General features: G+C 63.9%; 20 protein-coding genes and 2 pseudogenes. 8 read left to right on the plus strand and 14 right to left on the minus strand.

Features of this window, described 5'->3' with window-relative positions; translation table 11 throughout:
- The first annotated feature begins 26 nt into the window (after positions 1–26).
- Together HK436_RS32275 and HK436_RS06200 are read left to right on the plus strand one after the other, a co-directional pair.
- A complete protein-coding gene (locus HK436_RS32275) occupies positions 27–347 on the plus strand; it encodes a TRAP transporter large permease subunit (RefSeq protein ID WP_312860507.1) in 321 nt (106 codons plus the stop codon).
- Positions 348–454: 107 nt separating this feature from the next.
- Positions 455–1,345: a TRAP transporter substrate-binding protein gene (locus HK436_RS06200; RefSeq protein ID WP_312860508.1), complete on the plus strand. Its 891-nt coding sequence runs from the start codon at positions 455–457 to the stop codon at positions 1,343–1,345.
- Between the two features lie 18 nt (positions 1,346–1,363).
- Here HK436_RS06200 and HK436_RS06205 read toward each other — a convergent pair whose 3' ends face one another.
- Positions 1,364–3,343, minus strand: coding sequence for a putative bifunctional diguanylate cyclase/phosphodiesterase (locus HK436_RS06205; RefSeq protein ID WP_173188138.1), 1,980 nt, complete (start codon positions 3,341–3,343; stop codon positions 1,364–1,366).
- Positions 3,344–3,594: 251 nt separating this feature from the next.
- On the opposite strand from HK436_RS06205, the gene HK436_RS06210 reads away from it, so the two are divergent.
- Positions 3,595–4,638 carry a class I SAM-dependent methyltransferase gene (locus tag HK436_RS06210; protein ID WP_173189984.1) on the plus strand — a complete coding sequence of 348 codons (1,044 nt, stop codon included), beginning with the start codon at positions 3,595–3,597 and terminating at the stop codon, positions 4,636–4,638.
- Between the two features lie 93 nt (positions 4,639–4,731).
- Here HK436_RS06210 and HK436_RS06215 read toward each other — a convergent pair whose 3' ends face one another.
- The 6 genes from HK436_RS06215 to HK436_RS06240 are packed head-to-tail and all read right to left on the minus strand — an operon-like array spanning position 4,732 to position 11,009.
- Entirely contained in the window at positions 4,732–5,529 is a 798-nt protein-coding gene (locus HK436_RS06215) for an enoyl-CoA hydratase/isomerase family protein (RefSeq protein WP_173188140.1), read from the minus strand.
- A gap of 18 nt (positions 5,530–5,547) precedes the next feature.
- Positions 5,548–7,209, minus strand: coding sequence for an AMP-binding protein (locus HK436_RS06220; RefSeq protein ID WP_173188142.1), 1,662 nt, complete (start codon positions 7,207–7,209; stop codon positions 5,548–5,550).
- Between the two features lies 1 nt (position 7,210).
- Entirely contained in the window at positions 7,211–8,008 is a 798-nt protein-coding gene (locus tag HK436_RS06225) for an ABC transporter permease (RefSeq protein WP_173188144.1), read from the minus strand.
- Entirely contained in the window at positions 8,005–8,841 is an 837-nt protein-coding gene (locus tag HK436_RS06230; protein ID WP_173188146.1) for an ABC transporter permease, read from the minus strand. The genes HK436_RS06225 and HK436_RS06230 overlap by 4 nt, the downstream gene beginning before the upstream one ends.
- 22 nt (positions 8,842–8,863) lie before the next feature.
- Complete coding sequence (locus HK436_RS06235) at positions 8,864–9,913, minus strand: ABC transporter substrate-binding protein (RefSeq protein ID WP_173188148.1); 1,050 nt, start codon at positions 9,911–9,913, stop codon at positions 8,864–8,866.
- A gap of 46 nt (positions 9,914–9,959) precedes the next feature.
- Entirely contained in the window at positions 9,960–11,009 is a 1,050-nt protein-coding gene (locus HK436_RS06240) for an ABC transporter ATP-binding protein (protein ID WP_173188150.1), read from the minus strand.
- Positions 11,010–11,134: 125 nt separating this feature from the next.
- Between HK436_RS06240 and HK436_RS06245 the strand changes: the two genes are divergently transcribed.
- Positions 11,135–11,821, plus strand: coding sequence for a TetR/AcrR family transcriptional regulator (locus HK436_RS06245; protein WP_173188152.1), 687 nt, complete (start codon positions 11,135–11,137; stop codon positions 11,819–11,821).
- A gap of 115 nt (positions 11,822–11,936) precedes the next feature.
- Positions 11,937–13,823: a bifunctional sugar phosphate isomerase/epimerase/4-hydroxyphenylpyruvate dioxygenase family protein gene (locus HK436_RS06250; RefSeq protein ID WP_173188154.1), complete on the plus strand. Its 1,887-nt coding sequence runs from the start codon at positions 11,937–11,939 to the stop codon at positions 13,821–13,823.
- Between the two features lie 6 nt (positions 13,824–13,829).
- Here the strand turns inward: HK436_RS06250 and HK436_RS06255 are convergent.
- Positions 13,830–15,694, minus strand: a pseudogene (locus tag HK436_RS06255) (adenine deaminase).
- 101 nt (positions 15,695–15,795) lie between these two features.
- On the opposite strand from HK436_RS06255, the pseudogene HK436_RS06260 reads away from it, so the two are divergent.
- The 3 genes and pseudogenes from HK436_RS06260 to HK436_RS06270 form a co-directional block, all read left to right on the plus strand.
- Positions 15,796–16,686, plus strand: a pseudogene (locus HK436_RS06260) (LysR family transcriptional regulator); the annotation flags it as partial.
- Positions 16,687–16,843: 157 nt separating this feature from the next.
- On the plus strand, positions 16,844–17,854 hold the full coding sequence (locus HK436_RS06265) for an efflux ABC transporter ATPase subunit, DrrA-related (protein ID WP_312860509.1): 1,011 nt from the start codon (positions 16,844–16,846) through the stop codon (positions 17,852–17,854).
- Positions 17,851–18,666, plus strand: a complete 816-nt coding sequence (locus tag HK436_RS06270; protein WP_173188156.1) for an ABC transporter permease — start codon at positions 17,851–17,853, stop codon at positions 18,664–18,666. Before HK436_RS06265 ends, HK436_RS06270 begins: the two co-directional genes overlap by 4 nt.
- Before the next feature lie 3 nt (positions 18,667–18,669).
- Here HK436_RS06270 and HK436_RS06275 read toward each other — a convergent pair whose 3' ends face one another.
- The 6 genes from HK436_RS06275 to ugpE are packed head-to-tail and all read right to left on the minus strand — an operon-like array spanning position 18,670 to position 24,592.
- A complete protein-coding gene (locus HK436_RS06275; RefSeq protein ID WP_244648569.1) occupies positions 18,670–19,338 on the minus strand; it encodes a class I SAM-dependent methyltransferase in 669 nt (222 codons plus the stop codon).
- A gap of 5 nt (positions 19,339–19,343) precedes the next feature.
- Positions 19,344–20,600, minus strand: a complete 1,257-nt coding sequence (locus HK436_RS06280; protein WP_173188160.1) for a BtaA family protein — start codon at positions 20,598–20,600, stop codon at positions 19,344–19,346.
- Positions 20,597–21,658, minus strand: coding sequence for a glycosyltransferase family 4 protein (locus HK436_RS06285; RefSeq protein ID WP_173188162.1), 1,062 nt, complete (start codon positions 21,656–21,658; stop codon positions 20,597–20,599). Before HK436_RS06285 ends, HK436_RS06280 begins: the two co-directional genes overlap by 4 nt.
- An 11-nt stretch (positions 21,659–21,669) precedes the next feature.
- Positions 21,670–22,506, minus strand: coding sequence for a UDP-2,3-diacylglucosamine diphosphatase (locus tag HK436_RS06290; protein ID WP_173188164.1), 837 nt, complete (start codon positions 22,504–22,506; stop codon positions 21,670–21,672).
- Between the two features lie 48 nt (positions 22,507–22,554).
- Positions 22,555–23,682, minus strand: coding sequence for an ABC transporter ATP-binding protein (locus tag HK436_RS06295; protein WP_173188166.1), 1,128 nt, complete (start codon positions 23,680–23,682; stop codon positions 22,555–22,557).
- A 13-nt stretch (positions 23,683–23,695) separates the two neighbouring features.
- The gene (ugpE, locus tag HK436_RS06300) at positions 23,696–24,592 is read right to left on the minus strand and encodes a sn-glycerol-3-phosphate ABC transporter permease UgpE (RefSeq protein ID WP_173188168.1); all 897 of its coding nucleotides are present in this window, start codon (positions 24,590–24,592) and stop codon (positions 23,696–23,698) included.
- Between the last annotated feature and the right edge of the window lie 12 nt (positions 24,593–24,604).

Genomic DNA, 24,604 nt, shown 5'->3' on the forward strand with positions numbered 1-24,604 from the left:
CACTTGGCGAGAACCCCTTCATCGTTGTGGCAACCGCCAACCTGCTTTTGCTCGCGGCGGGGCTCGTGCTCGACATCGGCGCGGCGATCCTGCTGTTCGGGCCCATCCTGCTGCCGGTGGCGATCGCGGCCGGCATCGACGCGGTCGCCTTCGGCGTGCTCCTCGTGGTCAACCTGATGATCGGCGGGCTGACGCCGCCGGTGGGCATCCTCGTTCAGGTCGTCGGCGCTACGACCGGTCACCCTTCAGCCCGAATATTCGCGGCCATGCCGCCCTATCTCGCGGCACTGGTCGGCGCATTGCTGACCATGGGCCTCGGCATCGCGGCTCAGGCGTATTTCTTCTAGTTCAGGGAGCCCATCATGACCATCACGCGCCGTTCGCTACTCGCAGGCTTTACCGCCACACTAGCCCTGCCGGCGATCACCGGGCGGGCCGCCGCGGGACACCGCTGGTGGTGGCGTCGCTGCTCGGCGACGACAAACCGGAAACGCTGGTCTGGAACCACATCCGCGATCTGGTCGAAGCCGAGATGCCCGGGGCATTCACCTTCAACATCGTCCCTAACGCCGCGCTTGGCGGTGAGAAGGAGGTCGTGGAAGGCATGCGGCTGGGGTCGATCCAGGCAAGCCTTTCGACCTTGTCGAACCTGACGGCCTGGGTGCCGGAATGCATCCTGTTCGATCTGCCGTTCCTGTTTCGCGACGACGCGCATCTTGCTGCGGCGCTGCGGAGCGCCACGGCAGGTCGGCTGAAGGAACAACTCGAGCAGGAGGGCCTGATCGCACCGGCCTTTATCGACTATGGCGCGCGGCATCTGCTGGCGCCCCGGCCACTGCTGGAGCCGGGCGCGATGAATGGCAAACGTATCCGCGTTATCCAGAGCCGCCTGCACGCGGAATTATGGCAACGCTTCGGCGCGCTGCCGATCGCACTTCCGATCACCGAGACCTACAACGCTCTATCGACCGGGCATGTGGATGCGATGGACCTGACGATCTCGGCCTATGCCGGCTTCCGCCTGAACGAGGTCGCGCCACACGTGACGCTGACCAGTCATATCACGGCGGTCGGCGCGGTGATTTTCGCCGACAGTTTCTGGCAGGAACTCGACCCGCAAAGGCGGGACGTGCTCCAACGGGCCGCCGAGGCAGGCGCGGAACATTTCAATGCGCTGATGCGGCAGGACGAGCGCCGATCCATGGACGTAACGAAGGCAGCCGGCGCCCACTTTCATACGATTGCGGATCGGCCGGCGTGGGAAGCGCCCGCGCGGGAGATATGGACGCTCTTCGCCGAACAGGCCGGTGGCCTGGAACGCATCGAGGAAATTGCCGGAATATAGGGAGGTCGGTGCTTGCCGCTAGGCGACAAGATTGCGCCGGCCGCGCAGAACCTCGCTGATTGGTTCAGGCCGACCCATCAGATACCCCTGAACCAGATCGACGCCGAGTCGCCTGAGCAACTGCTTCTGCTCTTCGGTTTCGACGCCTTCGACAAGCACGGTGCGACCGAGGCTGCGCAACAGGCTGACCATGCCATGCAGCATGCGGACACCTTGCGCCGTCTGGCATTCGTTGAGGAAGCTGCGGTCGATCTTGACGATGTCGAATTCGAATCGGCGCAGCCAGCCAATTCCGGCATAGCCGGTTCCGAAATCATCGAGCCACATCTGCACGCCGAGGTTCTGAAGGTGGTCGAGATTGCGAGAGACCTGCGGCTCGGGAATGAGGTCGATCCTCTCGGTGACCTCAAGGGCGAGCTGATGCGGCGCGAGGCCATGCCTGTTCAGGATTTCCGCGACACGCAGGGAAAAATTCGGGGCCTTGAGCTGAACGGCAGAGATGTTCGCCGCAATCACGGTGCCGAGCCCGGCCCGCGCCATGTCGGCGCAGGCCTGATCGATGACCCACATACCCAGATCGACGATCGCGCCGCTCTGCTCGGCAGCAGGGATGAAGACATCGGGGCTGATCGCGCGTCCATCGACCTCACGCAGTCGCATGAGCGTTTCGTGTCCGAGCAACCGTCCGGTATCGAGCTCGAATATCGGCTGATAAACCACCGAGATGAGCTGCCTTTCAACGGCGTGCGTCAGCAGATCCGTCAGGTTCTCACTTGAGCGGTCGACACCCACAGTGCGCGGATCGTAGATCGTCACACGTGCCCGGCCGGCGAATTTCGAGACGTAGAGTGCGCGATCGGCCTCCTGAAGGATCGCCCGGAACTCGGCGCCATTTTCGGTCGATGTCAGCGATGCGCCGGCGCTGATAGTCACGATACCGATGCCGTCGCCGCGGTCGGGGTGATAGATGCGCAGCTGCTCGACCGCGCGGCAGAATTCCTGGGCGATCTCGCGAAGACGTTTCGTGTCGGCAACACGGCAAAGCACAATGAACTCTTCACCGCCATAGCGTCCGACAATGGCATCGTTGGCTTCCGCCGTCTCCACGAAGGCCCGCGCCAGCCGAATCAGGCAATCGTCGCCCGCCTGGTGGCCAAGCCGGTCGTTGAACCGCTTGAAGTGATCCACATCGACGAGAATGATTCCGATCTCATAGTTCTCCCTGGACCATTCCCGATACAACTCCAGGAAGTCGCGCGCGATCGCGCGACGGTTCCTCAATCCAGTCAGCGGGTCGGTATTGGCGATCTCGACCAGCTCCTGGCCCTTTTCGATCGCCGCCTGTTCCTGGGTCTTGGCCTGAAGGGCCTCGAGGAACGTCCAGTACCTCTCCACCCCGAGACGCCACGAGAGATAGAGGGAGAAAACGAGGCAGTTGACGAACAGCGCGGCGATGACGATGCGCGAAGCAAGATCGGCCTTCAGGAAGAACAGTGTCGCTGTGACAAACACAACCGCGATGATCGTGGAGGAGATCGCCGACAGCATGAAACGGAAGTTGAAGAACAGGTTGGCGCCAAGCACGAAGACGATGCCGAAGACGATGAAGTGGGACAAAGCCTCCTGATACGCTGTACCCAGCGCGAGGAGCAGCCACGCGACAGCGCCGGTCACGATGGCCGAAGCCGCAATCAAGTGAAGGACAGCAAGCGCTGTGCCACGCCGGACACCCATCTCGATCGCCGCAAGGAATATGACACCCACGGCAATGCGGGCGATCACCAGTCTGGCTGCGATGTCGGGAAAGAGAAACCAGTCGAATACGCCGTAGGCCATGTAGCTGAGCACAGCCGCCCACATGCCCCAACGAACAATATGCCGGTTTTCACCGGCATCTCGCTGGAACAGCAAATTCATAAGCTTGGGGTCGGCCAAGCTCGACCGTGGCCGCGACCGCGCTTCAACGACCTTTCGGGCGATATCGGCGGATAGTTGCATCGCAACCTTCCTTTGCAACAATCGCTTCTCTTAGCAGCCGAGTTGATGGGGATGTCTTAATTCCCCTGCACGCACTGCCGGCCAACCAACGGAAAACATCGAACTACGCTAATCAAGGGTTAACGGATCGTACGCCCGAGCCGCTCATGAGTGTATGCTAAACATTAAGCTTTTATGCGAATTTGATGAAATTGTTTCGCATCGCGGCCAATCCGTCTATACTCCATTTGGTAGCATCGAAGGGGATCACCGTGGCGCAAGGCTCCGAACTGAAGCTCGATGAGCAGAGTCTCATCACGTCCCAGCTCATCAAGAAGCACGCGCCGGCAGTAGATGTCGCCGATGCCGCGGTCGTCAGAGAGAAAACCGCGCAGCTTGCGCTGATGCTCGATCTGGCGCGTCAAGGTTTCAAGGCAGGGGAGCCCGCTGCAACGATCGTCGATCGTCTGGCAGGCCGACTGCACGAGCTGCGAAACCAGGTCAATCCGGCCGTCTGGCAGCAGCTCATCCCGCTGGCGCAGGAGCATCCCGTTTCCGCATTTCTCAGACAGGACCCCTTTACCCGCTGGTCTTTCGACAAGCCGCGTGGCTATTCGGGCGACGCCAGCCTGCTCGACATCTATTACAAGCATCCGAGCGCGGATGAGATCGTGGCCTCCTCGACTGAGCTAGGTCGGGAGATTTATGCCTACACCAGCGAAGCGGCGAGTTCGGCCGCTGGCCGCGAGCGCCGCGACATCCTTGCGCGAACGGTGGATGCGACCGCCGAACGCGTCGAGAACGCGGAGGTTCTGGCGATTGCTTGCGGGCATCTTCGCGAAGCAGAATTGTCCCGGGCGCTGGCCGGGAAGAAGCTGAAGCGCTGGGTGGGGCTCGATCAGGACCCGATCAGCGTCGGCATCGTCAACCGCGATCTGGCGGGTACCGCCGTCGAGGCCATCGACGGGTCGGTCAAGGGCATCCTGCGCCGCGCCTACAATCTCGGCACGTTCGATCTCGTCTATGCGTCCGGTCTGTACGACTACCTGCCGCGTGCGGTCGGCATCCGGCTGATGCAGCGTGCAATGGAGTTCGTGAAACCGGGCGGCGAGTTCCTGTTCGCCAATTTCAGCGACGAAATCACGACAGACGGCTACATGGAGACCTTCATGGACTGGCCGCTGATCCTGCGCTCGGCCGACGACATGTGGGACATCATCAACGGGTCCGTGGACAAGAACACGGTGGACGCCGAGGTGTTTTACGGCACCAACCGTAATATCGTTTACGGCATCGTCCGCAAGCACGCGGAGTAGCGCCCGCCGCGGCCGCTCGGCCAACGGCCCGGGAAGCGAGCGCGTGAACGTCGCGGCGGCTCATAAATCGCCACCGCGACGCAAGCCAGACGCCTAGTCCTGTTTGTAGAGAAATTCCTTCACCCGTTCCTCGCCGCCATAGGCCAGGCGCTGCATGCGGTAGAGGTTCTTGGCGTGGTCGAGGGCGCCCTGACGCGACATGTCCATACCGCGAAGCGAAGCTTCCATCTCGACGCGCAGTGCAACGAGCGGGTGGCGTGCGATGCGTTCGGCGTAGGCTTCCGCTTTGGCAAGCACCTGATCGGCCGGCACCACCGCGTTGACGAGGTTTGCGCGTAGCGCCTGTTGCGCATCCAGCGGATCGCCGGTCAGCAGCATCTCCATCGCCACGGTATGTGGAATGAAACGCGACAGACGCGTCGAACCGCCGGCACCGCCCATGCCATAGGCGATTTCCGGGAAACCGAATTTCGCGTCCTCGGAGGCCACGCGAATGTCGGTCAGGTGGCTTAGATAGATCATGCCCTGGCCGAAACAGTAGCCGCGCACGGCCGCGATAATCGGCTTGAAACGATCGAGCGCGAGCACGTCGCGCGACCAACTGAACGTGTCGGGCTCCTTGGTTTCCATGCGATGCTTCGGCGCCAGGTAATATTCCAGCTCGGCCATCGGTGTGTCGAACTTGGCGTAGGGCGTCTTGATGTCATCGCCGGCGGAAAAGGCCCGGTCGCCGGCCCCCTGCATGATACCCACATGCACATTGTCGTCCGCCAGGAACTCCAGCATGTGGCCGTAGAGCTGCTTGTGCATGGCCGGTGTCATCGGGTTCACGCTTCCGTTGCGGATGGTGAAATATCCGATCTTGCCCTTGCGTTCGTATTCTATCGGCATTCGGTAACCTCTCGTGGTTCAGAGCCAGGCGCCGGCAACGCGGTCGAAGCTGCCCGACCTGAGGTCGGCCTTCTCCGCCACCAGCTTCTGCTTGGCGATTTTCTCGGATGGGGTCTTGGGCAGCGCGTCCCGGTACTCGATGAAGCGCGGAATCTTGAACGCGGCGAGCCTCGTGGCGCAGTGTTCGAAGATCGCGGCGGGCGGCGCGTCATCCGGTGACTTGCCAGGCCGCAGCACGATATAGGCTTTCACCTCCTCGCCGCGCGCCGTGTCCTTCACGCCGACGGCGGCGGCTTCGAGGATGGCGGGATGCTCGCGCAGCACCGCCTCGACCTCGCGCGCGGCAATGTTCTCGCCGCTGCGGCGGATCATGTCCTTGAGACGGCCGACGATATAGTGGAAGCCCTGCTCGTCCTTCCAGAAGAGGTCGCCGGTGCGGAACCAGTCGCCGAAATAGGACGACGCATTGGCTTCCGGCTTCTTGTAGTAGCCCTGCATGATGCCTGGGCCGCGGATGCACAGTTCGCCAACCGTTCCGGTCGGCACCTCCGCGCCGTGCTCGTCGACGATCTTGGCCTCGCGGAAAGGCGACGGCCGCCCGCACGAGCCCGAACCGACCATGTGGGTCGCCTCGCGCGGCAGGAACAGCGCGGAGCCGACCTCCGTCATGCCGAAGGATTCACGCGCGATGGTGTTGAAGCGCCGCTCGAGATCGGCATGGCGCTCCCGGTCGAAGCCGAAGATCGATACCCGCTTCAGGCTGTTCTGCCCGTCCAGCGGATCGGGCGGCTGTTGGTAGACGATCTCGGGAAACAGGCAGTAGTGGATCTCGTATTTGCGGACCCAGTCCATGAAGCGGGACGAGCTTGCGCGGCGGGCAACGAATATCTGACCGCCGGCGCGCATTGCCATCAGCGTCAGCCATTGCGGGTCCATGTAGAAATAGGGCTGGGCTACGAGGATGTTGGTCGCCTGCTCGTCTGCGCCACCGCGCATTTCTGCCACGAGCGACAGCGTGAGCCAGTAGCGATGGGTGAGCATGCAGCCCTTGGGAAAGCCCGTCGTGCCTGAGGTGTACTGGATGTTGACGAGATCATCGATCGCCGGCTGGGGCAGGTCTGCCGGCAGCGCCGGCGCCTCGTGCTGAAGGCTTGCCAGCGAGCGTCCCGAACCGGCATCGCCGTCCACCACGAGGAGGTTTTCCGGCGCAAGAGGCGCGTCGCTGCCAAGGGCCTCGTAGGCCTTGAGGCAGTCGCCATGGATAACCAGAAAGGTCGCATCCGAATCGGTCAGCACATAGTGCAGCTCGCGGCCGGTATAGTTGATGTTGACCGGCACCATCACGGCACCAAGCCGGGCAATCGCCAGCCATGTGGCAGGGAACTGCGGTATGTTCGGGAGCATGACCGCGACGTGCGTCCCCTTGCGAACGCCAGCCTCGTAGAGGGCAGCGGCGGTGCGCTCGACCCGTGCCCTGACTTCGTCATAGGTCGCGGTGCCGCCCTCGCTTTCCTCGAAGAAGGTCCACATCGGCTTTTCGCCATTGGCTGCGACCGCACCGTCGACAAGCGACCAGATGTTGGGCGGCAGTCTGGTTGCCTCGATCTCGGCGACCAGCCTTTCGACGTCGCCGGAAAGGGTTGCCCAGTCGCTGCCGGGGGCGGGCGCGGTTGCAGTCATGTCAGGCCTCGGGAGGTGTTGCGGATTGATAGCGTTGTTCGTTGCGGCGGCGGATGACTTCGCCGATGCCCATGCCGACGATGCTGAGCATGGTCAGCATCACGGCGACGGCGGGCACCGTCGGGTCGAGCTTCAGGCCGAGATCGTTCCAGATGCGGACCGGCAGCGTCTGCGCACCGCCCGAAACGAACAGCGTGATGATCAGCTCGTCGAAGGACGCGAAGAAGGCGAGAATGCCTGCCGCGAACATCGACGGAACCAGATAAGGCAGCGTCACCAGCATGAAGGCCTTGATCGGCCCGGCGCCCAGCACGCGGGCGGCGCGCTCGATGGTGGTGTCGAAGCGGCGCAGGCTCGCCGAGACGATCATGACGACATAGGGCAGCGCCACGATCGCATGCGCCAGAGTGAGCGCGAACACATTGTCCACGAGCTGCCAGCGCAGGAACACGATATAGAGCGCGAGCGCCAGAACAACCGTCGGCAGGATCAAGGGCGCTATGAAGATCGCCGTCAGCGCGCTCTTGCCGGGAAAGTTGCCGCGCACCAGCGCAATCGAGGCAAGCGTGCCGACGACGAGGCTGAGGGCGGTCGCGCCGATGCCCACGCGGAAGCTGAGGATCGCCGCGCCGACCCAGGTCGGGTCCTCGAAGAAGGCCGCGTACCAACGCAGCGATAGCGAGGTGGGCGGAAACTCCAGGAACTGGCTGGCCGACAGCGAGATCGGCACGAGAAAGATCAGCGGCAGGATCAGGAACCCGACCAAAAGCACGAAATAGACGGCCAGCAGTCGTTTCATCGACCCAGCCCCGCGCCGCTGAATTCCACCCGCCGGCGCATAAGCAGCCAGAACACGCCGAGGCAGGCGAGCGTGATCGCCAGCAGGGCGGTCGCGAGCACTGCCGCAAAACCCCAGTTGAGTGTCTGATGCACCTGAAGGTCAATCAAGTTGGCGATGATGATGCTGCGGCGACCGCCAAGCAGGGCAGGCGTCACGAAGAAGCCCAGCGACAGGATGAAGCAGATCAGGCCGCCGGTCGCGGCGCCGCTGACGCTGAGCGGAAAGAACACCTTCCAGAACGACTGCGCAGGCGAGGCGCCCAGCGAGCGGGCCGCCTTCATCAGGTCCTTGTCGATGTCGAGCATGGACGCCAGGCAGGTGATGATGACGATCGGCAACAGGATCTGAACCATGCCGATGTGCACGGCGACATTGGTGTAGAGGATCTTGACCGGCGCCAGGCCAAGTGCCCCAAGGCCGGTGTTGACAATGCCCTCGCGCCCCAGGATCACGATCCAGGTGTAGGTGCGGATGAGAATGCTGACCCAGAAGGGCAGCAGGATCAGGTAGGTCAGATAGGCGCGCACCCGCGGCCGCAGGGTGCTCATGAAGTAGGCGGCCGGATAGCCGAGCAGCAGGCAGATCGCCGTGACTGACGCGGCGAGCATGAAGGTGCGCTCGAGCACAACCAGGGCCACACGCGAACCCAGCAATTCGCGGATCGGTTCGGCCGTGAAGCTGGTTCCGTCATGAACGGTAAGGCTCATCACGCCGACCAGCGGCGCCACGAAAAGAAGGCCGACCAGCAGCATAGCCGGTGCAAGCAGCAAAAGTATGATCGGCCTTCTCATGGTCATCTTGGGAGGACGCCGTCTAGATCAGAAGCCATTCGTTCCAGCGGTTCTGAACCTCTTCGAGGTTTTCGGCCCACCAGCTCGAATTGAACGCGAATTGCTGCTCGGCGTTTTCAGGCGCGGTCGGCAGCGTTGCCACGAATTCCCGCTCCAGAAGCTCCATCATGCCCGGCACGAAACCCGGATACGGCATGACCTTCACGAATTCGGCGGAGGCGACGGGGTCCATGCGGAATTTCATGAACTGCATCGCTTCCGTGGGGTGCTTGGCTCCCTTGGGGATGCCGAGGTAGGAAAGCAGCAATGCGCCGCCGGCCCAGCTTATTTCGACCGGGCGGCCCTCGCTCTTGAGCGGCGTGATGCGGCCGTTCCAGCAGGACGTCATGTTGACCTCGCCATCGACGAGGAGCTGGACGTGCTGGGCGCCATTGTCCCACCAGACCGGGATGTGGTCCTTGATCTCGTCCAGCTTTGCAAAGGCCCGGTCGACATCGAGCGGGTAAAGCTCGTCAAGCGGAACACCGTCGGCGAGAAGCGCGAATTCCAGATTGCACTTGGGCGAGTTCTCGAGCGAGCGTGGTCCGGGGAAGTTCTCAACGTCCCAGAAATCCGCCCACGTCTTCGGCTGCTTGTCTTCGGGGAAGCGGTCGGTCCGGAACCCAAGCACGGTCGAGTAGGATGCGCGCACCATGGCAGTGGGCAGCTTGGCCATCTCGGGAAGCTCGTTCTCCGGATCGACGATCGAATAGTCGATCTCTTCGAGCCATCCTTCCTTCGTCGCAAGCACGACGTCATCGCCGTTCAGTTCGGTGAGGTCCCATTCGACATTGCCGGACTCCACCATCGCCTTGAGCTTCGGCAGGGAGACAGGCGCAGTTGCGCGCACCTTGATGCCGGTCTGTTCGGTGAACGGATCCTCGAAGAGTTTCTTCAGCACCTCGGCCAGCGAGCCGCCCGAACCGTTGACGACGATTGTCACGTCCTGAGCGGCGGCCATGCGCGCGCTCAACGCTCCCAGCGCTACGGAAGCCGCCCCGATACCAAATGCACGTCTCGTCAGATTCACCATGTGACGCTCCTTTGAAGCTTTGTTCAGTTCCCCATGCGCCCCCGGCTCAGGCCGGGAGATAAGTCAGGCTACTGTCGTCGAAATCGAAACGGACCTCGGTACCAGGTGCCGGTACGTCGACCGCGCCGCTGCGCGGTTCGGTGAACGAGACTTCCTTCTCGTCCGTCCCGCGCAGCACGTAGCGGATGGCATTTCCGAAGAAGACCGCCTGCTCCAGCGTCGCGGACGCCCGCCCCTTCGGCGTACGCCTGATATGCTCGGGCCGCAGCGCGACGTAGCCGCGGCTCGGCGGCTCGCGCCCGGTCATCTCGATCGCGCCCAGTCCCTCGATGCTCACGGTCGAGCCCTCCGAGCGGAAAACCTTGAGGATGTTGTTGGAGCCGATGAAGGAAGCAACGAAACGCGATGCGGGCTGGTCGTAGAGCTCCTGTGGTGTTCCGAGCTGCTGGATAACGCCCTTGTCCATGACGGCCAGGCGGTCGGAAAGCGTCAGCGCCTCGCCCTGATCGTGGGTTACGTAGATCACGGTGCAGCCGATCTGGCGCTGATACTGCTTGATCTCCAGTTGCAGGGTCTCGCGCAGCTTGAGGTCGAGCGCGCCGAGCGGCTCGTCCATCAGCAACACGCTCGGCTCGAACACCACCGCGCGCGCAAAGGCCACGCGCTGCTTCTGACCGCCGGAAAGTTCGTGGGGCATCCGATCCGCGAGCCCATCGAGGCGCACCATCTCCAGCGCCGCCAGCGAACGCCGCCTGACCTCGTCGCGCGCCATGCCGCGCATTTCGAGCGGAAACGCAACGTTGCCCATGACCGAGCGATGCGGGAACAGCGAATAGTTCTGGAAGACCATGCCGATGCCGCGCTTCTCCGTCGGCACGCGGGCGATCGAGACGCCGTCGATGAGGATGTCGCCGTCGCCGATGTCGATGAAGCCGGCGAGGCAATTGAGTGCCGTGGTCTTGCCGGAGCCGCTGGGGCCCAGCAGCGTCATGAACTCGCCGGGCGCCACAGTCATGGAGAAATCCTCGAGTGCAACGAAGCTCCCGTAGGTCTTCCGCACGCTTCTGAACTCGATCGATGAACCTTTGGTTGCCATGGTCAGATCGGTCTCTCCATCCCTCAATTCAAAAAGTGACGGTATTGTCATTTTTTGTCAAGCGGCTTTGCGAACGGGCGTCGGCGTTGCTATGGCTGGTCGGACAACTGAAGAGGCGAAAGGCCATGCACGACTACGTCGAGTTTCTCGAGCAGAAGCTTGCGAACGCTCGCAACGACAGGAAAACGGTCAGAACCGAGTTGCAGATCGAGATTGCGACGGCGATGCTGCTGCGCACCAAAGCCTATCACTCCATATCGGTCGACATGATCGCCGAGCAGGCGAAGCTGGCGCACGGCACTTTCTATCGCTACTTCGCGGGAAAACGCGAGGTCGTCGCAAAGACGCTCACCGACTATTTCGAATTCGTTCGTGACGCGCGGCCGCCCGTCCCGCGAGAGGCCTCGGACCTCGAAGCCATCGAGATCGGCAACCGCCATTACATCTACTGCTTCCGCCAGAATGTCGGACTGATGCGCTGCCACTTTCACCTCAAGGATGAGGACGAGATGATTGCCCAGGTCGGCCGGCTTGCGGACCGGGGCATGTCGGAGCGCATGATCCGGCGGCTGCGCAGGAGTGTGCACGTCGACGACGCACAGTTGCCGGAGCTGCGGCTGCGCACCTACTGCCTCATCAGCATGGTCGACGAGCTACTGCTCAAGATCTACGGTCGCACGAATCCGCCGCTGGTGGAGTTTGCAGACGATCCCGACATGGTGGCGTCGACGGTTTCACGCCTTTGGTACGCGGCGCTCTATGCCGATGCACCCAGCGCCGGGACGTCCAGGGTCAATGCCGCCGAACTATAACGTCATGTTATGATTCTTCCCATTCTTGGTATTTGACTTCATTTCGTGCTCGCCCACTTGATGGGGTGGGAGTCAGCGCGCAGCCGCGGTCGCGCGCACAAGTCACGGGTCGAACATGAAGACATCCATCGCCACGGTCTCGATCAGCGGAGACCTGAAGGAGAAGCTCGCCGCGATTGCGGAAGCGGGCTTTGACGGCGTCGAGATATTCGAGAACGATTTTCTCGCTTTCGACGAGTCGCCGGCGGAGGTGGGCCGGATGGTGCGCGACCACGGGCTTGAGATCACGCTGTTCCAGCCTTTCCGCGATTTCGAAGGACTGCCCGAGCCGCAGCGGAGCCGCGCCTTCGACCGCGCGGAGCGCAAATTCGACCTGATGCAGGAGCTCGGCACCGACCTGATGCTGATCTGCTCCAGCGTGTCGCCGGTCGCGCTTGGCGGCATCGACCGCGCAGCTGCCGACTTCCGGGAGCTTGGCGAACGCGCTGCGAAGCGGAACCTGCGGGTCGGCTACGAGGCGCTCGCCTGGGGCAGCTTCATCAACGATCATCGCGACGCATGGGAGGTGGTGCGCAGGGCCGACCATCCGAACATCGGGCTGATCCTCGATTCGTTCCACACGCTCGCTCGCGGAATAGACGTCGCTTCGATCCGGTCGATCCCCGGAGACCGCATCTTCATTGTACAACTCGCCGATGCGCCGAAGTTCGACATGGACCTGCTCCAGTGGAGCCGCCACTACCGCAACATGCCCGGCGAGGGCGACCTGCCGGTGGCCGACTTCATGCGCGCGGTCGCCGCGACGGGTTATGCAGGGCCGATCTCGCTGGAAATATTCAACGACCAGTTTCGCGGCGGCTCGGCACGCTCCATCGCTGCCGACGGACACAGGTCGCTCATCTACCTCATGGACCAGGTGCGGCGCAGCGAGCCGGTGCCGGTCGAACTGCCACCGATGCCGGACCGGGTGGCGGTGGAAGGGGTAGAATTCGTCGAGTTCGCCGCAAACGAGGATGAAGCGCAAAGGCTTGCAAAGCTTCTCGTCTCGATGGGGTTCACGCTCGCCGCCCGGCATCGCAACCGCGATGTGGCCCTTTACCGCCAGGGCGACATCAACATCGTGATCAACACCGGCAAGGAAGGCTTCGCGCACTCGTCGCATACCGTCCACGGCCTTTCCGCCTATGCAATCGGACTGCGCGTGGAAGACGCAAAGGCGACCGTGGAACGCGCGACCGCGCTCGGGGCGGAAGTCTTTTTCGAGCCGCGCGGGCCTGGCGAGCTCGAAATCCCCGCGATCCGTGGCGTCGGCGGCAGCGTTCTCTACTTCATCGACGAGCCGTCGGGACTGTCGCGCGTCTGGGACATCGAGTTCGAAACGTTGGAGCCGGCGGCCTCCGGCGCCGGCCTGCAACGCATCGACCACGTCGCGCAGACCATGAATACCGACGAGATGCTGAGCTGGCTGCTCTTCTACACCTCGATCTTCGCGACACGGAAATCGCCTGCCGTCGATGTCGTCGATCCGGCGGGACTGGTGCGCAGCCAGGTCGTCGAAGGTCTCGATCGCCGGTTCAGGCTGACGCTCAACGGCGCGGAGAGCCGGCGCACGCTCGCCGGCCGGTTCGTGGCCGAAAGTTTCGGCTCATCGGTGCAGCATCTTGCCTTCTCCAGCGCCGACATCTTCGCGACGGCCGAGGCGATCAAGGCCGCGGGTTTTGCCACCCTGCAGATCTCGCGCAACTACTACGACGATCTGGAAGCGCGGCTGGGTCTTGCCCCGGAGCTGGCTGACCGGCTGCGCGAGGCCAACATCCTTTATGACCGAGACATCGACGGCGGGGAGTATTTCCAGCTCTACAGCCCGCTCTTCGGCGAGGGCCTGTTTCTCGAAGTGGTGGAGCGGCGCAACGGCTATCAGGGCTATGGCGCGCCTAATGCGCAGTTCCGGATCGCCGCCCAGCAGCGCGCGCTCGGCCCGAAGGGCATGCCGCGGCGTTGATGCCCGTCAGAACACGACGGGATGCGTCTCGCCCGTCTGGACGTTGACCAGGCCCTGCGGCGCATGCTCGCTCGGCGCCACCAGCACCCAGCGCCATGGCGCGCAGGTCAGCGTGGCGAATGCGAGCCGCTCGGGAAAACCTGGCAGCCAGCGCGGATGGAAGGTCGGCTCGTACATCCAGTCGACCTTGGCGCCCTCGGCATAGAGATGCTGCATCTCCTCGTGCAACGCTTCCGCCGGCCGGCACGACATCAGCCCGGCGATCTCGTAGCGGACGCGGGCGACCACTTCGCCTTCCCGGACCAACGCCCATCCGCCCCTGTTTTCCGCCAGCGCATTGACGGCCTTCGCCATCGCGGCGTCGGACGAGCCGACGCACCAGACATTGTGCTTGTCATGCGCCATGGAACAGGCGAGCGCGGTGTCGGGCGTGCGCGGGCCGCAGCCGAGCCAGAACATCTTCGACACCGCGCCGGCGCCGGAAAAGCGATCGACGACCGCGAACTTGGTGATGTTTCGGCTTTCGTCGCGCTGCACCAGACCGTCGCGTACGGGCAACTCGAAGGTGAGGAAATCGTCGGCCCAGTGGAAGGGGCGCAGCACGGCCGCCTTCATCGTCGCACGGCCGGGCGCGGCCTGTACGGCAAAATCCTCCGCTTCCAGCGACCTACCGATATTGATCGTATCCGCCGCCCAGTCCGGCCAGTCGATCTTCGGCACGGCGGGCAGATAGGTCTTGCCGTCGGAAACCTGAGCGCCGTCGGCCCAGACTTTCGCGATCTCGAATTCCGCGACGTCGGACAGCAGCACGATGTCGGCATACCGCCCCGGCGCGATCGAGCCAACCCACGGGGTCAGTCGCATATGACGGGCCGGGTTGATCGTCACGCACTGCACCGCGATCTCGGGTGCAAGCCCCGCCTTGATCGCAAGTCGGACGTTGTGATCGGTCGCGCCGAGTTCGAGCGTGTCGGAAGCGCTGCGATCGTCGGTCGTCAGCGCGACCTGCGACCAGTCGGCGAGCCCCTTGTCCAGAAGGCCTGCTACGACCTCGGGAAGCGTGTGCGGGCGCAACTCATGAACAGGCCGCGCGAAAGCTTGTCCCAGAACTCCTCGAGTGTCCACGCCTCGTGGTCCGAAGCAAGCCCGGCGGCAGCGAAGGCGTTGATGGTCGGCATGTCGCGAATGCCCGCCGCATGGCCCTCTACGACGCCGCGTTGCTCGAAGGTCGCGCGGATCATGCCCCATAGCCGGCCGTAGGACGGGTTGTCGGGATTCCAGACCGCCGGCCAGTCCATCACCTCGTCCAGCCCGGCCACCATCAGGCTTTCGCGCAGGAAGTCGCGCTGCTCGTCATAGCCGAGCCATCCGCCGCCGTGCTCGTAGCCCGTGGGCGGCACGGCCGAGCCCGGCAGCGGGAATATCTTGAGAGGCGAACCGGCACGCCGCGCTGCAAGCCAGAAGTCGAGCGTGCGGGCACCGTTGACGTTGGAGAATTCGTGGCTGGCCTCGCAGGTCCAGGTGTTGCCGCGCGGCAGGACGAGTGCCGCTTCCCACTCGGGCGTCAGATGCGAACTTTCGATGTGCTTGTGCACTTCGCCAAGCCCCGGGACCGCGGCCAGATCAGGCTCGTGGACCCGCTTCGCGACATCGCCGGGCCAGGTGCCCGCATTGCCCACGTAGGCGATCCGCCGCCCGCTGATGACGATCTCCTGATCGGAAAGCCATGTGCGGGTGTGAACGTCGAGCAGGCGACCGACCCGCAGCGCGACATCGGCCGGCCGTTTGCCCAGCGCGACGAGCGTGAGGTTTTGCCGGATGGCGATCTCGGTGTCAGCGTCGAGTGAGATGTCGTGGGAAGCCTGGGTCATGCGCCGCTTATGTCCTCGCGGGCCGGTCACCTGTCAATGGGACAATGTTTCGACCGCAAGCGCTGGACTGGCGAGCCGCAGCGAGGCATTGTCGCGGCGCAATGCTGACCCTGCGCCAGATCGAAGTCATCCGCGCCGTGATGGTTGCCGGCAGCGTCGCCGGCGCCGCGCGCATGCTCAACGTCGCGCAGCCCGGCGTCAGCCGGACAATGAAGCATCTGGAATCCGTCCTGGGTATCAAGCTCTTCGTACGCAAGGGCGGCCGCTACGTACCCTCGCCCGAGGCTCGAACGCTCTTCGACTTGCTGCAGGACGTGCACAAGAAGCTCGGCGACCTGCAATTCTCCATCAACCAGATTGAACGCGGCAAGGGCGCGGAGCTGTCCATCGCTTCCGTGCCCAGCATCGCCAATGTGATGGTACCGCGCGCGATCGCCGGCGTGCATGCCCTTCATCCCGATCTGCGGATCAGCTTCGACGTCATCAAGCTCGAAGACGCGATCGATTTCCTGCTGCTCGAAAAGGGCGAGCTCGCGGTGATGAGCTATCGGCTGGAGCATCCTTCGCTTACCTTCGAGCCGCTGGCCAGGGGGCATCTCGTCTGCATCACCGCACCCGGCCACCCGCTGGCGCAGCAGAAGGCGGTGAGTGCAGCCGACATCGTGAAGTACCCGCTGATCGGCATCGACCCGAACGACCCTTTCGGCGGCATCATGGCGGGCATCTTCGCGCACGAGGGGTTGGACTACGAGATCGCCATCCGCGCCCGGTTCGGGACGACCGTCTGTGCGCTGGTGAAGCAGAACCTCGGCGTTGCCGTGCTCGACATCTTCACCGTCGCCGACATGCGCAGTGACGAAATCGCGGTGATCCCGATCACCGAGGAGACGACGTTCCAGACCTTCGTCGGCATGCGCAAGGACGCGGCCCTGTCCAGCTACGCCGAGAACTTCGTCGCCCAGCTCAAGCTGGCCATGCAGGACGCCGCGGGCGCTGACCACCCGCCGGCCTCCCGTCAGGGTGTTGTCAGTTGGCTGCACTTCCCGCCGGGCCGCACCGTTCAAAAGGCGCATGTAACCTGCTATATGCCAGCGCCCGGTTCACCGCCCGATAGCTCCAGACCGGCACCCGAAACATGGAAGCAAGACAGTGAACGAAACGCCCTCCGCGCGAGCGATCTTGTCCGGCCAGCAGCCAGCGTTTGCCATTTCAACGCGTGGGCTGGCGAAATCCTTCGGCACGCTTCGCGCCGTCGACGGCATCGATCTCGACGTGCCGCGCGGTATGATCTTCGCGATTCTCGGGCCCAATGGCGCGGGCAAGACCACGTTGATGCGCATGCTGGCGACGCTCACCAAGCCCGATGCCGGCACGGCCACGGTGATGGGCCACGACCTTGTCAGCGCACCGCAGGCCGTGCGCGGCTCGATCGCCATGACGGGGCAGTTCGCCTCGCTCGACGAAGACCTGACCGGACGCGAAAACCTCGTTCTGATCTCGCGTCTTTGGGGTTTCAGAGGCGGGCAGGCCAAGGCGCGCGCCGACGAGCTGCTGGCTGCCTTCGACCTTGCCGACGCGGCGGGCAAACAGGTGAAGGACTATTCAGGCGGAATGCGCCGGCGCCTCGACATCGCCGCCTCGCTGATCGTTACCCCGGGCGTCCTTTTCCTCGACGAGCCGACGACCGGCCTCGACCCCAAGGCTCGGCAGGGCGTCTGGCGCATCATCCGGGCGCTGGCGGCGACCGGCGTCACCGTGCTGTTGACGACGCAATATCTCGACGAGGCGGACCAGCTTGCAGCGCGCATCGTCGTCATCGACCACGGCAGGAAGATCGCCGAGGGCACCAGCCGCGAGCTCAAGGCCGCGACGGGCTCTGGCTTCCTGCATATCGCGCTTGCAGACCCGAACCAGATCGACCAAGCCGAGCGCCTGCTGGCGGAGAAGCTTGACGGAACGGTCCAGCGCGGCGTCGAGGGCGGCAGGCTCTCGGTGATGGCGGGATCGGCCCAGGCGGCCAGCGAAGCGCTCGCCGCGCTCATCGAAGCCGGGATCGAGCCCGCCGACTTCTCGATGGGCTCGCCAAGCCTCGACGAGGTGTTCTTTGCCCTCACCGGCGGACCGGCTGACCAACACGCAAACACGGACAAACCGGCATGAGCGAGACGTCTCCCGAAGCCCTGTCGCAGATCCTGCGGCCGGTCGCACGGCCGAAGGAACCGTCGGCGTTTTCAAACGCGCTGGTGTTCGGCTGGCGTGCGGTGCTCAAGTTCAAGCACGTGCCCGAACAGCTCTTCGACATCGTGATGACGCCCATCATGTTCACGCTGCTGTTCACCTTCGTGTTCGGCGGCGCGCTGGCGGGTTCGACGGGCGATTATCTGCAGTTCTTCCTGCCGGGCATTCTCGTGCAGACCGTGGTCTTCAATGCGGTCTATTCGGGCATGGGGCTTTCGACAGACCTGTCGAAGGGGCTTTTCGACCGATTCCGGTCGCTGCCGATCTGGTCGCTGGCGCCATTCGCGGGGCTGATGGTCGGCGACATATTGCGCCATCTGATTGCCGGCGGCATCATTCTCGCCATCGGGCTCATCCTCGGCTATCGCCCGGAAGCAGGCATCTTCGGGGTGGTCGCAGCCTTCGCACTGCTCATCGCCATCGGCTTCGGCATGGGGTGGGTCTTCATCGTGCTCGGCCTGCTGGTACGCACGCCGATGACGGTGATGACGTTCGGCTTCACCTTCCTGTTCCCGCTGGTCTTCGCGTCGAACATCATGGTCGATCCGGGTACGATGCCCGGCTGGCTGCGCGCCTTTGTCGACGTGAACCCGGTTTCGCTGATGACCACCGCCATGCGCGGGCTGATGAGCGGCAACAGCGACGCCACGCAGATTGCACTGGCGCTCGCGGCACCGGTGGCACTGACCGTGCTTCTGGCGCCGGTCACGCTCTGGCTTTACCGCAGGCGCTGACGATCAGGCAGCCGCCGGACGGCGTATCACCGAAATCCAGGAGAACCCGCGGTGCAGGCGCCGCTCCTGCGTCGCGCCGCCGACGGCTTCGGCGATGCCCGCTGCCGTTTCGAAAAGGTCTTCGCGGGGTGCAACGTGATGCAACCGCAGCCATGAATAGACGGCCGAGCGGAACGAGGCTGGAAGCCCGGCCATGTCTCCGAAGTCGGCGACATGCAGTTCGCCGCCCGGCGCAAGGCGACGGGACGCTTCGGCCATGACGGCACGCCATTGCGGGATCATCGACACCGCATAGGAAATGAATATGCGGTCGTAGCTCTCGCTGCCGAAGGTCAGGCGCGGGTCGAAGGTTGCGGCGTCCGCGCAGGCCAGCCGCACACGACCGCGCAGCCCGGCGGAGGAAATCGCGTCGCCGGCGGCAGCGAGCATTTCGCTCGATATGTCGATGCCGTGAAAATGCGTCTCGGGATAGCGACGGGCCGCCTGCACCAGATTGCGCCCGGTGCCGCAGCCGATCTCCAGCACCGTGCCCCCGGCCGGCGGCGCCAGCGAAGCGATCATCGGGTCGCGGCCGAGCAGATAATATTTGCGCGTGGCGTCATAGATGCCGAACCGCCGCTGATAGCGGTAGATGCGGTCCATCAGCAGCGCGTGGTCGGAACGTGCATCCATGGCGTTCATCCCCGGAAAACGTGAAGGTGGAAGCCGCCGTAGATCGAGGAGCGGTCGCGCGCGTGGAACGCACGCGATTCCGCCTCGCGATAATCCCAGCGCGAAAGTGTCGCGTCCTCGACCCGGCCCGGCAGCAGGTTGTCCGCCGCGGCCGTGCGGAAAATGACCCGCGCGCCGGGCTTGGCCGTGCGCGTTATCTCGGCCCATAGCGCGTTCAGCTGCTCGTCGGACATCCAGTCCTGTGCGTCGAGCAGAACATAACGGTCGACCGATGCGGCGGGTTTGGCCGCCAGCATCTCTGTGATCGAGACATTGACCACCGAGGCGCGATCGGCGCGGGCCCGCACGGCCTCGAAATTCTCACGCGACAGATAAGGCGGCAGCGGCGAATCACCGTCGCCATAACCGCGGCCGAAGGCTTGCCAGGCGAAATAGTTCTCCGACAGCGGAAAATCGCAGGCAAGCTTTTCGAGGCGCGCGCGCAGCACCGTCGCCATGTCGCTGCCGCCCGCGAGCGCTTCGTATTGCTGCGGTGGAATGCCCAGGCCGAAGAGCGATGATTTCTGGCCCGCGGCCCAGCGAACCAGACGCTTTTCGAACAGCGGGGCGATGGTGCTGTCGAAGAAGCGCCGCTGGTCCTCCAGCGTCCGCGCCTGCAGCAGGCCACGCGGGTCCGCGCCGTAGAGGCGCGCCACGCGATGACCCCAGCCGATGAAGTTTCCAAGCAGGCCGTGGCGATAGAGACGCCGGCGGAAGATGGAAATGCGCTTGCGGCCCGAAAGGGTGCGGCCCTCCCAATAGGCGCGGGTTTCGGGATCGAGGACCGGGGCAAGGTGGCGTTCGTAGGTCGCAATGTTGGCGCGGTCGTCGGCCCTTGCGTAGAAGCGGTGGAATGTCTCGTAGTCGGGCAGTGTCGTCAGCGCCGCAAGCTTCAGGCGGTTGAACGCGACATGGGCGGGGTTCAGGTCGACGGCCTCGACCCGCGCCGGGTCGGCCAGCAGGTAGGAGAGTGCGTTGCAGCCGCCTGAAGCGATGGTCACCAGATGATGGCCGGGGCCGATCTCGAGCGCCGCCATGTCGACCTCGGGATCCTCCCATATCTGGGCGTAGACGAGCCCGTGAAAGAGGCGCGCGAAGACGTATTCGGAAAGGCCGGCGGGCGACAGCAGCGGATTGCGGCGAACGGCCTGCTGCAACCGTGCGCCGGCCAGCTTTTTCGAACCCGTGGGCGAAGCTTGCCGATATGCGGCGGTGGCATTCATCGGGAGATACCTTCTGTCATCGACGCCGGCAGCCTGAGTGTCTCGACAGGCAGACAATGCCGGGCTGCTGGGAGATTGCGGAGGAATTGCTGGCTGCATTCGCGCCAGTCATAGGCTTCCGCCTTGGCGCGGGCGGCCACGCGGGGAACGGCAAGCGCGGTCATCGCGGCCCTGGCGAGGTCTTCATCGACAACCAAGCCTTCATGGCCGTCGCTGGCGATGTCGAGAGGGCCGGTTACGGGGAATGCGGCGACCGGACAGCCGCTCGCCAGTGCCTCGAGGATCACATTGCCGAACGTATCGGTGCGGCTCGGGAATACGAAGACATCGGCCGATGCGTAGATCGCGGCGAGGTCTTCGCCGGTAAGCGTACCGAGGAAATGGACGCCGGGATAGCGCGCCTTCAGGCTATCGAGGGCAGGACCGTCGCCGACGACGACCTTGCTGCCCGGAAGGTCGAGATCGAGAAAGGCGGGCAGGTTCTTCTCCACCGCCACCCGACCGACGTTCAGGAATACCGGCCCCGGCAGACCCAGATCGTGCCGGCGATCGGGGCTGAACAGCGACGTATCGACCCCGCGCGACCACAGGCGAATATTGTCGAAGCCGCGCTCGGAGAGTTCCTGCCCGAGCGAGGGCGTGGCGACCATCATGCCGGCGCCGGCATTGTGGAAACGCCGGAGCCAGCGATAGCTCCAGCTTTCGGGCACCGGCAGACGCGCGCGCAGAAACTCCGGGAAACGCGTGTGATAGCTGGTGGTGAACGGAATGGCGCGCGACAGGCAGACCCGCCGCGCCAGAAAACCCAGCGGACCCTCGGTAGCAATATGGATGCTGTCGGGCCGCACCTCGTCGATGCGGCGCGCCACTTCGCCGGGAAGCGCCAGCGCCAGCCTGATGTCGGGATAGGAAGGCATGGGGATGGAGTGGAAACCGAGCGGCGTGAGGAATTCCACCTCCACGCCCATCTCGCCAAGCGTTTCGCCAAGCTTCTCCAACGTGCGCACGACGCCGTTTATCTGCGGCCGCCAGGCATCGGTGACGATGAGGATGCGCAACGGCGTGAGCCTCAAGCCGCCCGATGGCGACGGAAGGGAATGGCCGCCGCCCGGCGCGCGTTGAGCGTCTCGCTCACCTCGGACCAGTGGATGATCTCCATGCGTCCATTCTCGTGCTCCACCAGCGCCGTGCAGCTTTCCACCCAATCGCCGGTGTTGATGTAGGTGAAGCCGTCGAAGTCGCGCATGGCTGCGGAGTGAATGTGGCCGCAGATGACACCGTCCACGCCGTGCCGCTCCGCCTCGGCGGCGAGCGTCTCCTCAAAGCTGCCGATATAGTTGACCGCGTTCTTGACCGTGCGCTTCGCCCATGCCGATAGCGACCAGTAGGTAAAGCCGAGCTTGCGGCGTACCCAGTTGATGCGTGTGCTGACGGCCAAGGCGACCTCGTAGGCCCAGTCGCCGAGGAAGGCGAGCCACTTGGCGTGGCGCACGACCATGTCGAAGACGTCGCCATGAATCACCAAGTAACGCTTGCCGTCGGCCGCGACATGCACCGTGGTCTCGCAGACCTCGATGCCGCCGAAATGGGTGCCGTAGAAATCGCGCAGAAACTCATCGTGATTGCCCGGCACATAGATGATGCGCGAGCCCTTGCGTGCCTTGCGCAGGAGCTTCTGGACAACGTCGTTGTGCGATTGCGGCCAGTACCAGCCCGAGCGAAGCCGCCATCCGTCGACGATGTCGCCGACGAGGTAGATGGTATCGGCGTCGTGCTCTCGGAGGAACTCAAGCAGGGCGTCAGCCTGGGCGCCCTTGGTGCCAAGGTGAATGTCGGACAGAAACAGGCTGCGATAGCGGCGAGACCGATCGGCGCTGTTCGAATCGTTTGGCCAGGGCGCTTCCATGCGTCACCTTTCAGCAGATTCCGATGACAGGTGGATGACGTGAGCCGACTAAACGGGCAATGTCTCAGCAATAGCCTTGCGAGGTGCGGGAGCCATGGCGCTCCCATCAGCCTCCGCCAGACGCCTGCCGGTTTCGGCGTCGAACAGGTGGACCGCCGACGGATCTATCTGAAACGACACCGCCTCGCCCTGCTGGAAGGACCTGTCGCCGAAGGCGTGCGCGATCAGCGTGTGGCCTGAAAAATTGCAGTGCATCAGCTTGCCGGAACCGAGCTCCTCGGCGAACTCGAAGGACCCGGTGATACCGCCGGGTGCGAGCCGGACGGCCTCCGCGCGGAAGCCGGCGGTCACCGGTCCGTAGCCGACGTCGGGCCAGCGTTTGGTGTCGTAGGAAAGCTGCTGGCCGTCCGGCAAAGTCACCTTGCCCTTGTCGGGATCGGCCGTGGCAGCGATGAGGTTGAGCCCGGGCGAACCGATGAAATTGGCCACATAAGTGGTCTCGGGCCGCCGGTAGATTTCAGAGGGCGAGCCAACCTGCTCGACGACGCCCTTGTTCATCACCACGATACGGTCGGCGAGCGTCATCGCCTCGACCTGGTCATGGGTGACGAACAGCGTCGTCGTGCCGAGCCGCTGGTGCAGCTTGCGAATCTCGATGCGCATGGCGACACGCAGCTTGGCGTCGAGGTTCGAGAGCGGCTCGTCGTAGAGGAAGACCTTCGGCTCGCGGATCATCGCGCGCCCCATGGCCACGCGCTGGCGCTGACCGCCGGAAAGCTGCGCCGGCCTGCGATCGAGAAAATCCTCCAGCCCCAGCGAGGCGGCGACCTTGCCCACACGCTCGTCACGCTTGGCGCGCGGTACCCCGGCGATCTTCAGCGAATAGCCGATGTTCTGGCCGACGGTCATATGCGGATAGAGCGCGTAGTTCTGGAAAACCATGGCGCAGCCGCGCTCGCGCGGTTCGAGCTGGTTGACGACCTTGCCGCCAAGCTCGATCTCGCCCTCGGTGATGCTCTCGAGGCCCGCCACCATGCGCAGAAGCGTGGACTTGCCGCAGCCGGACGGGCCGAGAATGACGATGAACTCGCCGGCAGCAACGTCGAGATCGACGCCGTGGACGACCTCGGTCTTGGCGTAGGATTTACGGACGTTGCGAAGGGTTATTTCGGCCATGGTCGATGACCCTCTATTTGTCGGTTGATATGAGGCCGCGCACAAACCAGCGCTGCAGCAGGATGGTGACGAGAACCGGCGGCGTAAGCACGATCAGGTTGGCAGCCATCGCCGTGTTCCAGATCGGCGGCGCGCCGAACAGGGGGCCCGGGACCACCTTCTGCAACTGCATGGTAGCGGTGGCGTAGTTGGCATGGTCGGTGACGATGAGCAGCGGCCACAGATACTGGTTCCACGACCACACGAACATGATGGTCGCCAGTGCGGCCATGTTGGTCTTGGACAGCGGCAGCAGCACTTCGAAGAAGAAGCGTAGCGGCCCCGACCCGTCCATCTTGGCCGCCTCGGCAAGCTCGTCCGGGATCGTCATGAAGAACTGACGGTAGAGGAACGTTCCGGTTGCCGTTGCCACCAGCGGCAGGATCAGGCCGGAATAGGAATTGAGAAGGTTCCACTCGGGCAGGCGAATGCTGATGCCGATAGCGTTGAGGATCGCCTCGAACGGACCCAGCGCATTGGCCGCTACCGCATAGGTCGGAACGATGCGCACTTCCAGCGGCAACATCAGCGTGATGAAGATGAGCCAGAAGAGCAGCATCCGCAGCCGGTAGCTGAAATAGACGATCGAGAAGGCAGACAGGGCCGCGATGCAGATCTTGCCCGCGGTGACGCCGACGGCGACGATCACGGAGTTCAGCATCACACGGTCGAAATTGCCGGCCGCCCATGCTGCCGAAAGATTTTCGAACAGGTGAGAGCCGGGCCACAACGGCATCGGCACCTGGTTGACGGTCTGGTAGTCGTGGCTGGCAGCCACGAACACGACCCACAGCGGCATCAGCAGCGCAACAAGGCTCAGAACGAGGATCGTCTGGGTGATGAAGTCGAGAACGGGAGTGCGTTCGATCATGGTCGCGGCCCT

It is taken from the genome of Neoaquamicrobium sediminum, assembly GCF_013240295.1.
Classification (GTDB): domain Bacteria; phylum Pseudomonadota; class Alphaproteobacteria; order Rhizobiales; family Rhizobiaceae; genus Aerobium; species Aerobium sediminum.

Coding starts and splice junctions, on each gene's coding strand:
- HK436_RS06205 (WP_173188138.1), bottom strand. CDS start 3,343: ATGCAACTATCCGCCGATATCGCCCGAAAGGTCGTTGAAGCGCGGTCG.
- HK436_RS06270 (WP_173188156.1), top strand. CDS start 17,851: ATGAGCGAGACGTCTCCCGAAGCCCTGTCGCAGATCCTGCGGCCGGTC.
- HK436_RS06215 (WP_173188140.1), bottom strand. CDS start 5,529: ATGCCGATAGAATACGAACGCAAGGGCAAGATCGGATATTTCACCATC.
- HK436_RS06295 (WP_173188166.1), bottom strand. CDS start 23,682: ATGGCCGAAATAACCCTTCGCAACGTCCGTAAATCCTACGCCAAGACC.
- HK436_RS06275 (WP_244648569.1), bottom strand. CDS start 19,338: ATGGATGCACGTTCCGACCACGCGCTGCTGATGGACCGCATCTACCGC.
- HK436_RS06290 (WP_173188164.1), bottom strand. CDS start 22,506: ATGGAAGCGCCCTGGCCAAACGATTCGAACAGCGCCGATCGGTCTCGC.
- HK436_RS06250 (WP_173188154.1), top strand. CDS start 11,937: ATGAAGACATCCATCGCCACGGTCTCGATCAGCGGAGACCTGAAGGAG.
- HK436_RS06220 (WP_173188142.1), bottom strand. CDS start 7,209: ATGACTGCAACCGCGCCCGCCCCCGGCAGCGACTGGGCAACCCTTTCC.
- HK436_RS06235 (WP_173188148.1), bottom strand. CDS start 9,913: ATGGTGAATCTGACGAGACGTGCATTTGGTATCGGGGCGGCTTCCGTA.
- HK436_RS06230 (WP_173188146.1), bottom strand. CDS start 8,841: ATGAGAAGGCCGATCATACTTTTGCTGCTTGCACCGGCTATGCTGCTG.
- HK436_RS06225 (WP_173188144.1), bottom strand. CDS start 8,008: ATGAAACGACTGCTGGCCGTCTATTTCGTGCTTTTGGTCGGGTTCCTG.
- HK436_RS06280 (WP_173188160.1), bottom strand. CDS start 20,600: ATGAATGCCACCGCCGCATATCGGCAAGCTTCGCCCACGGGTTCGAAA.
- HK436_RS06245 (WP_173188152.1), top strand. CDS start 11,135: ATGCACGACTACGTCGAGTTTCTCGAGCAGAAGCTTGCGAACGCTCGC.
- ugpE (WP_173188168.1), bottom strand. CDS start 24,592: ATGATCGAACGCACTCCCGTTCTCGACTTCATCACCCAGACGATCCTC.
- HK436_RS06240 (WP_173188150.1), bottom strand. CDS start 11,009: ATGGCAACCAAAGGTTCATCGATCGAGTTCAGAAGCGTGCGGAAGACC.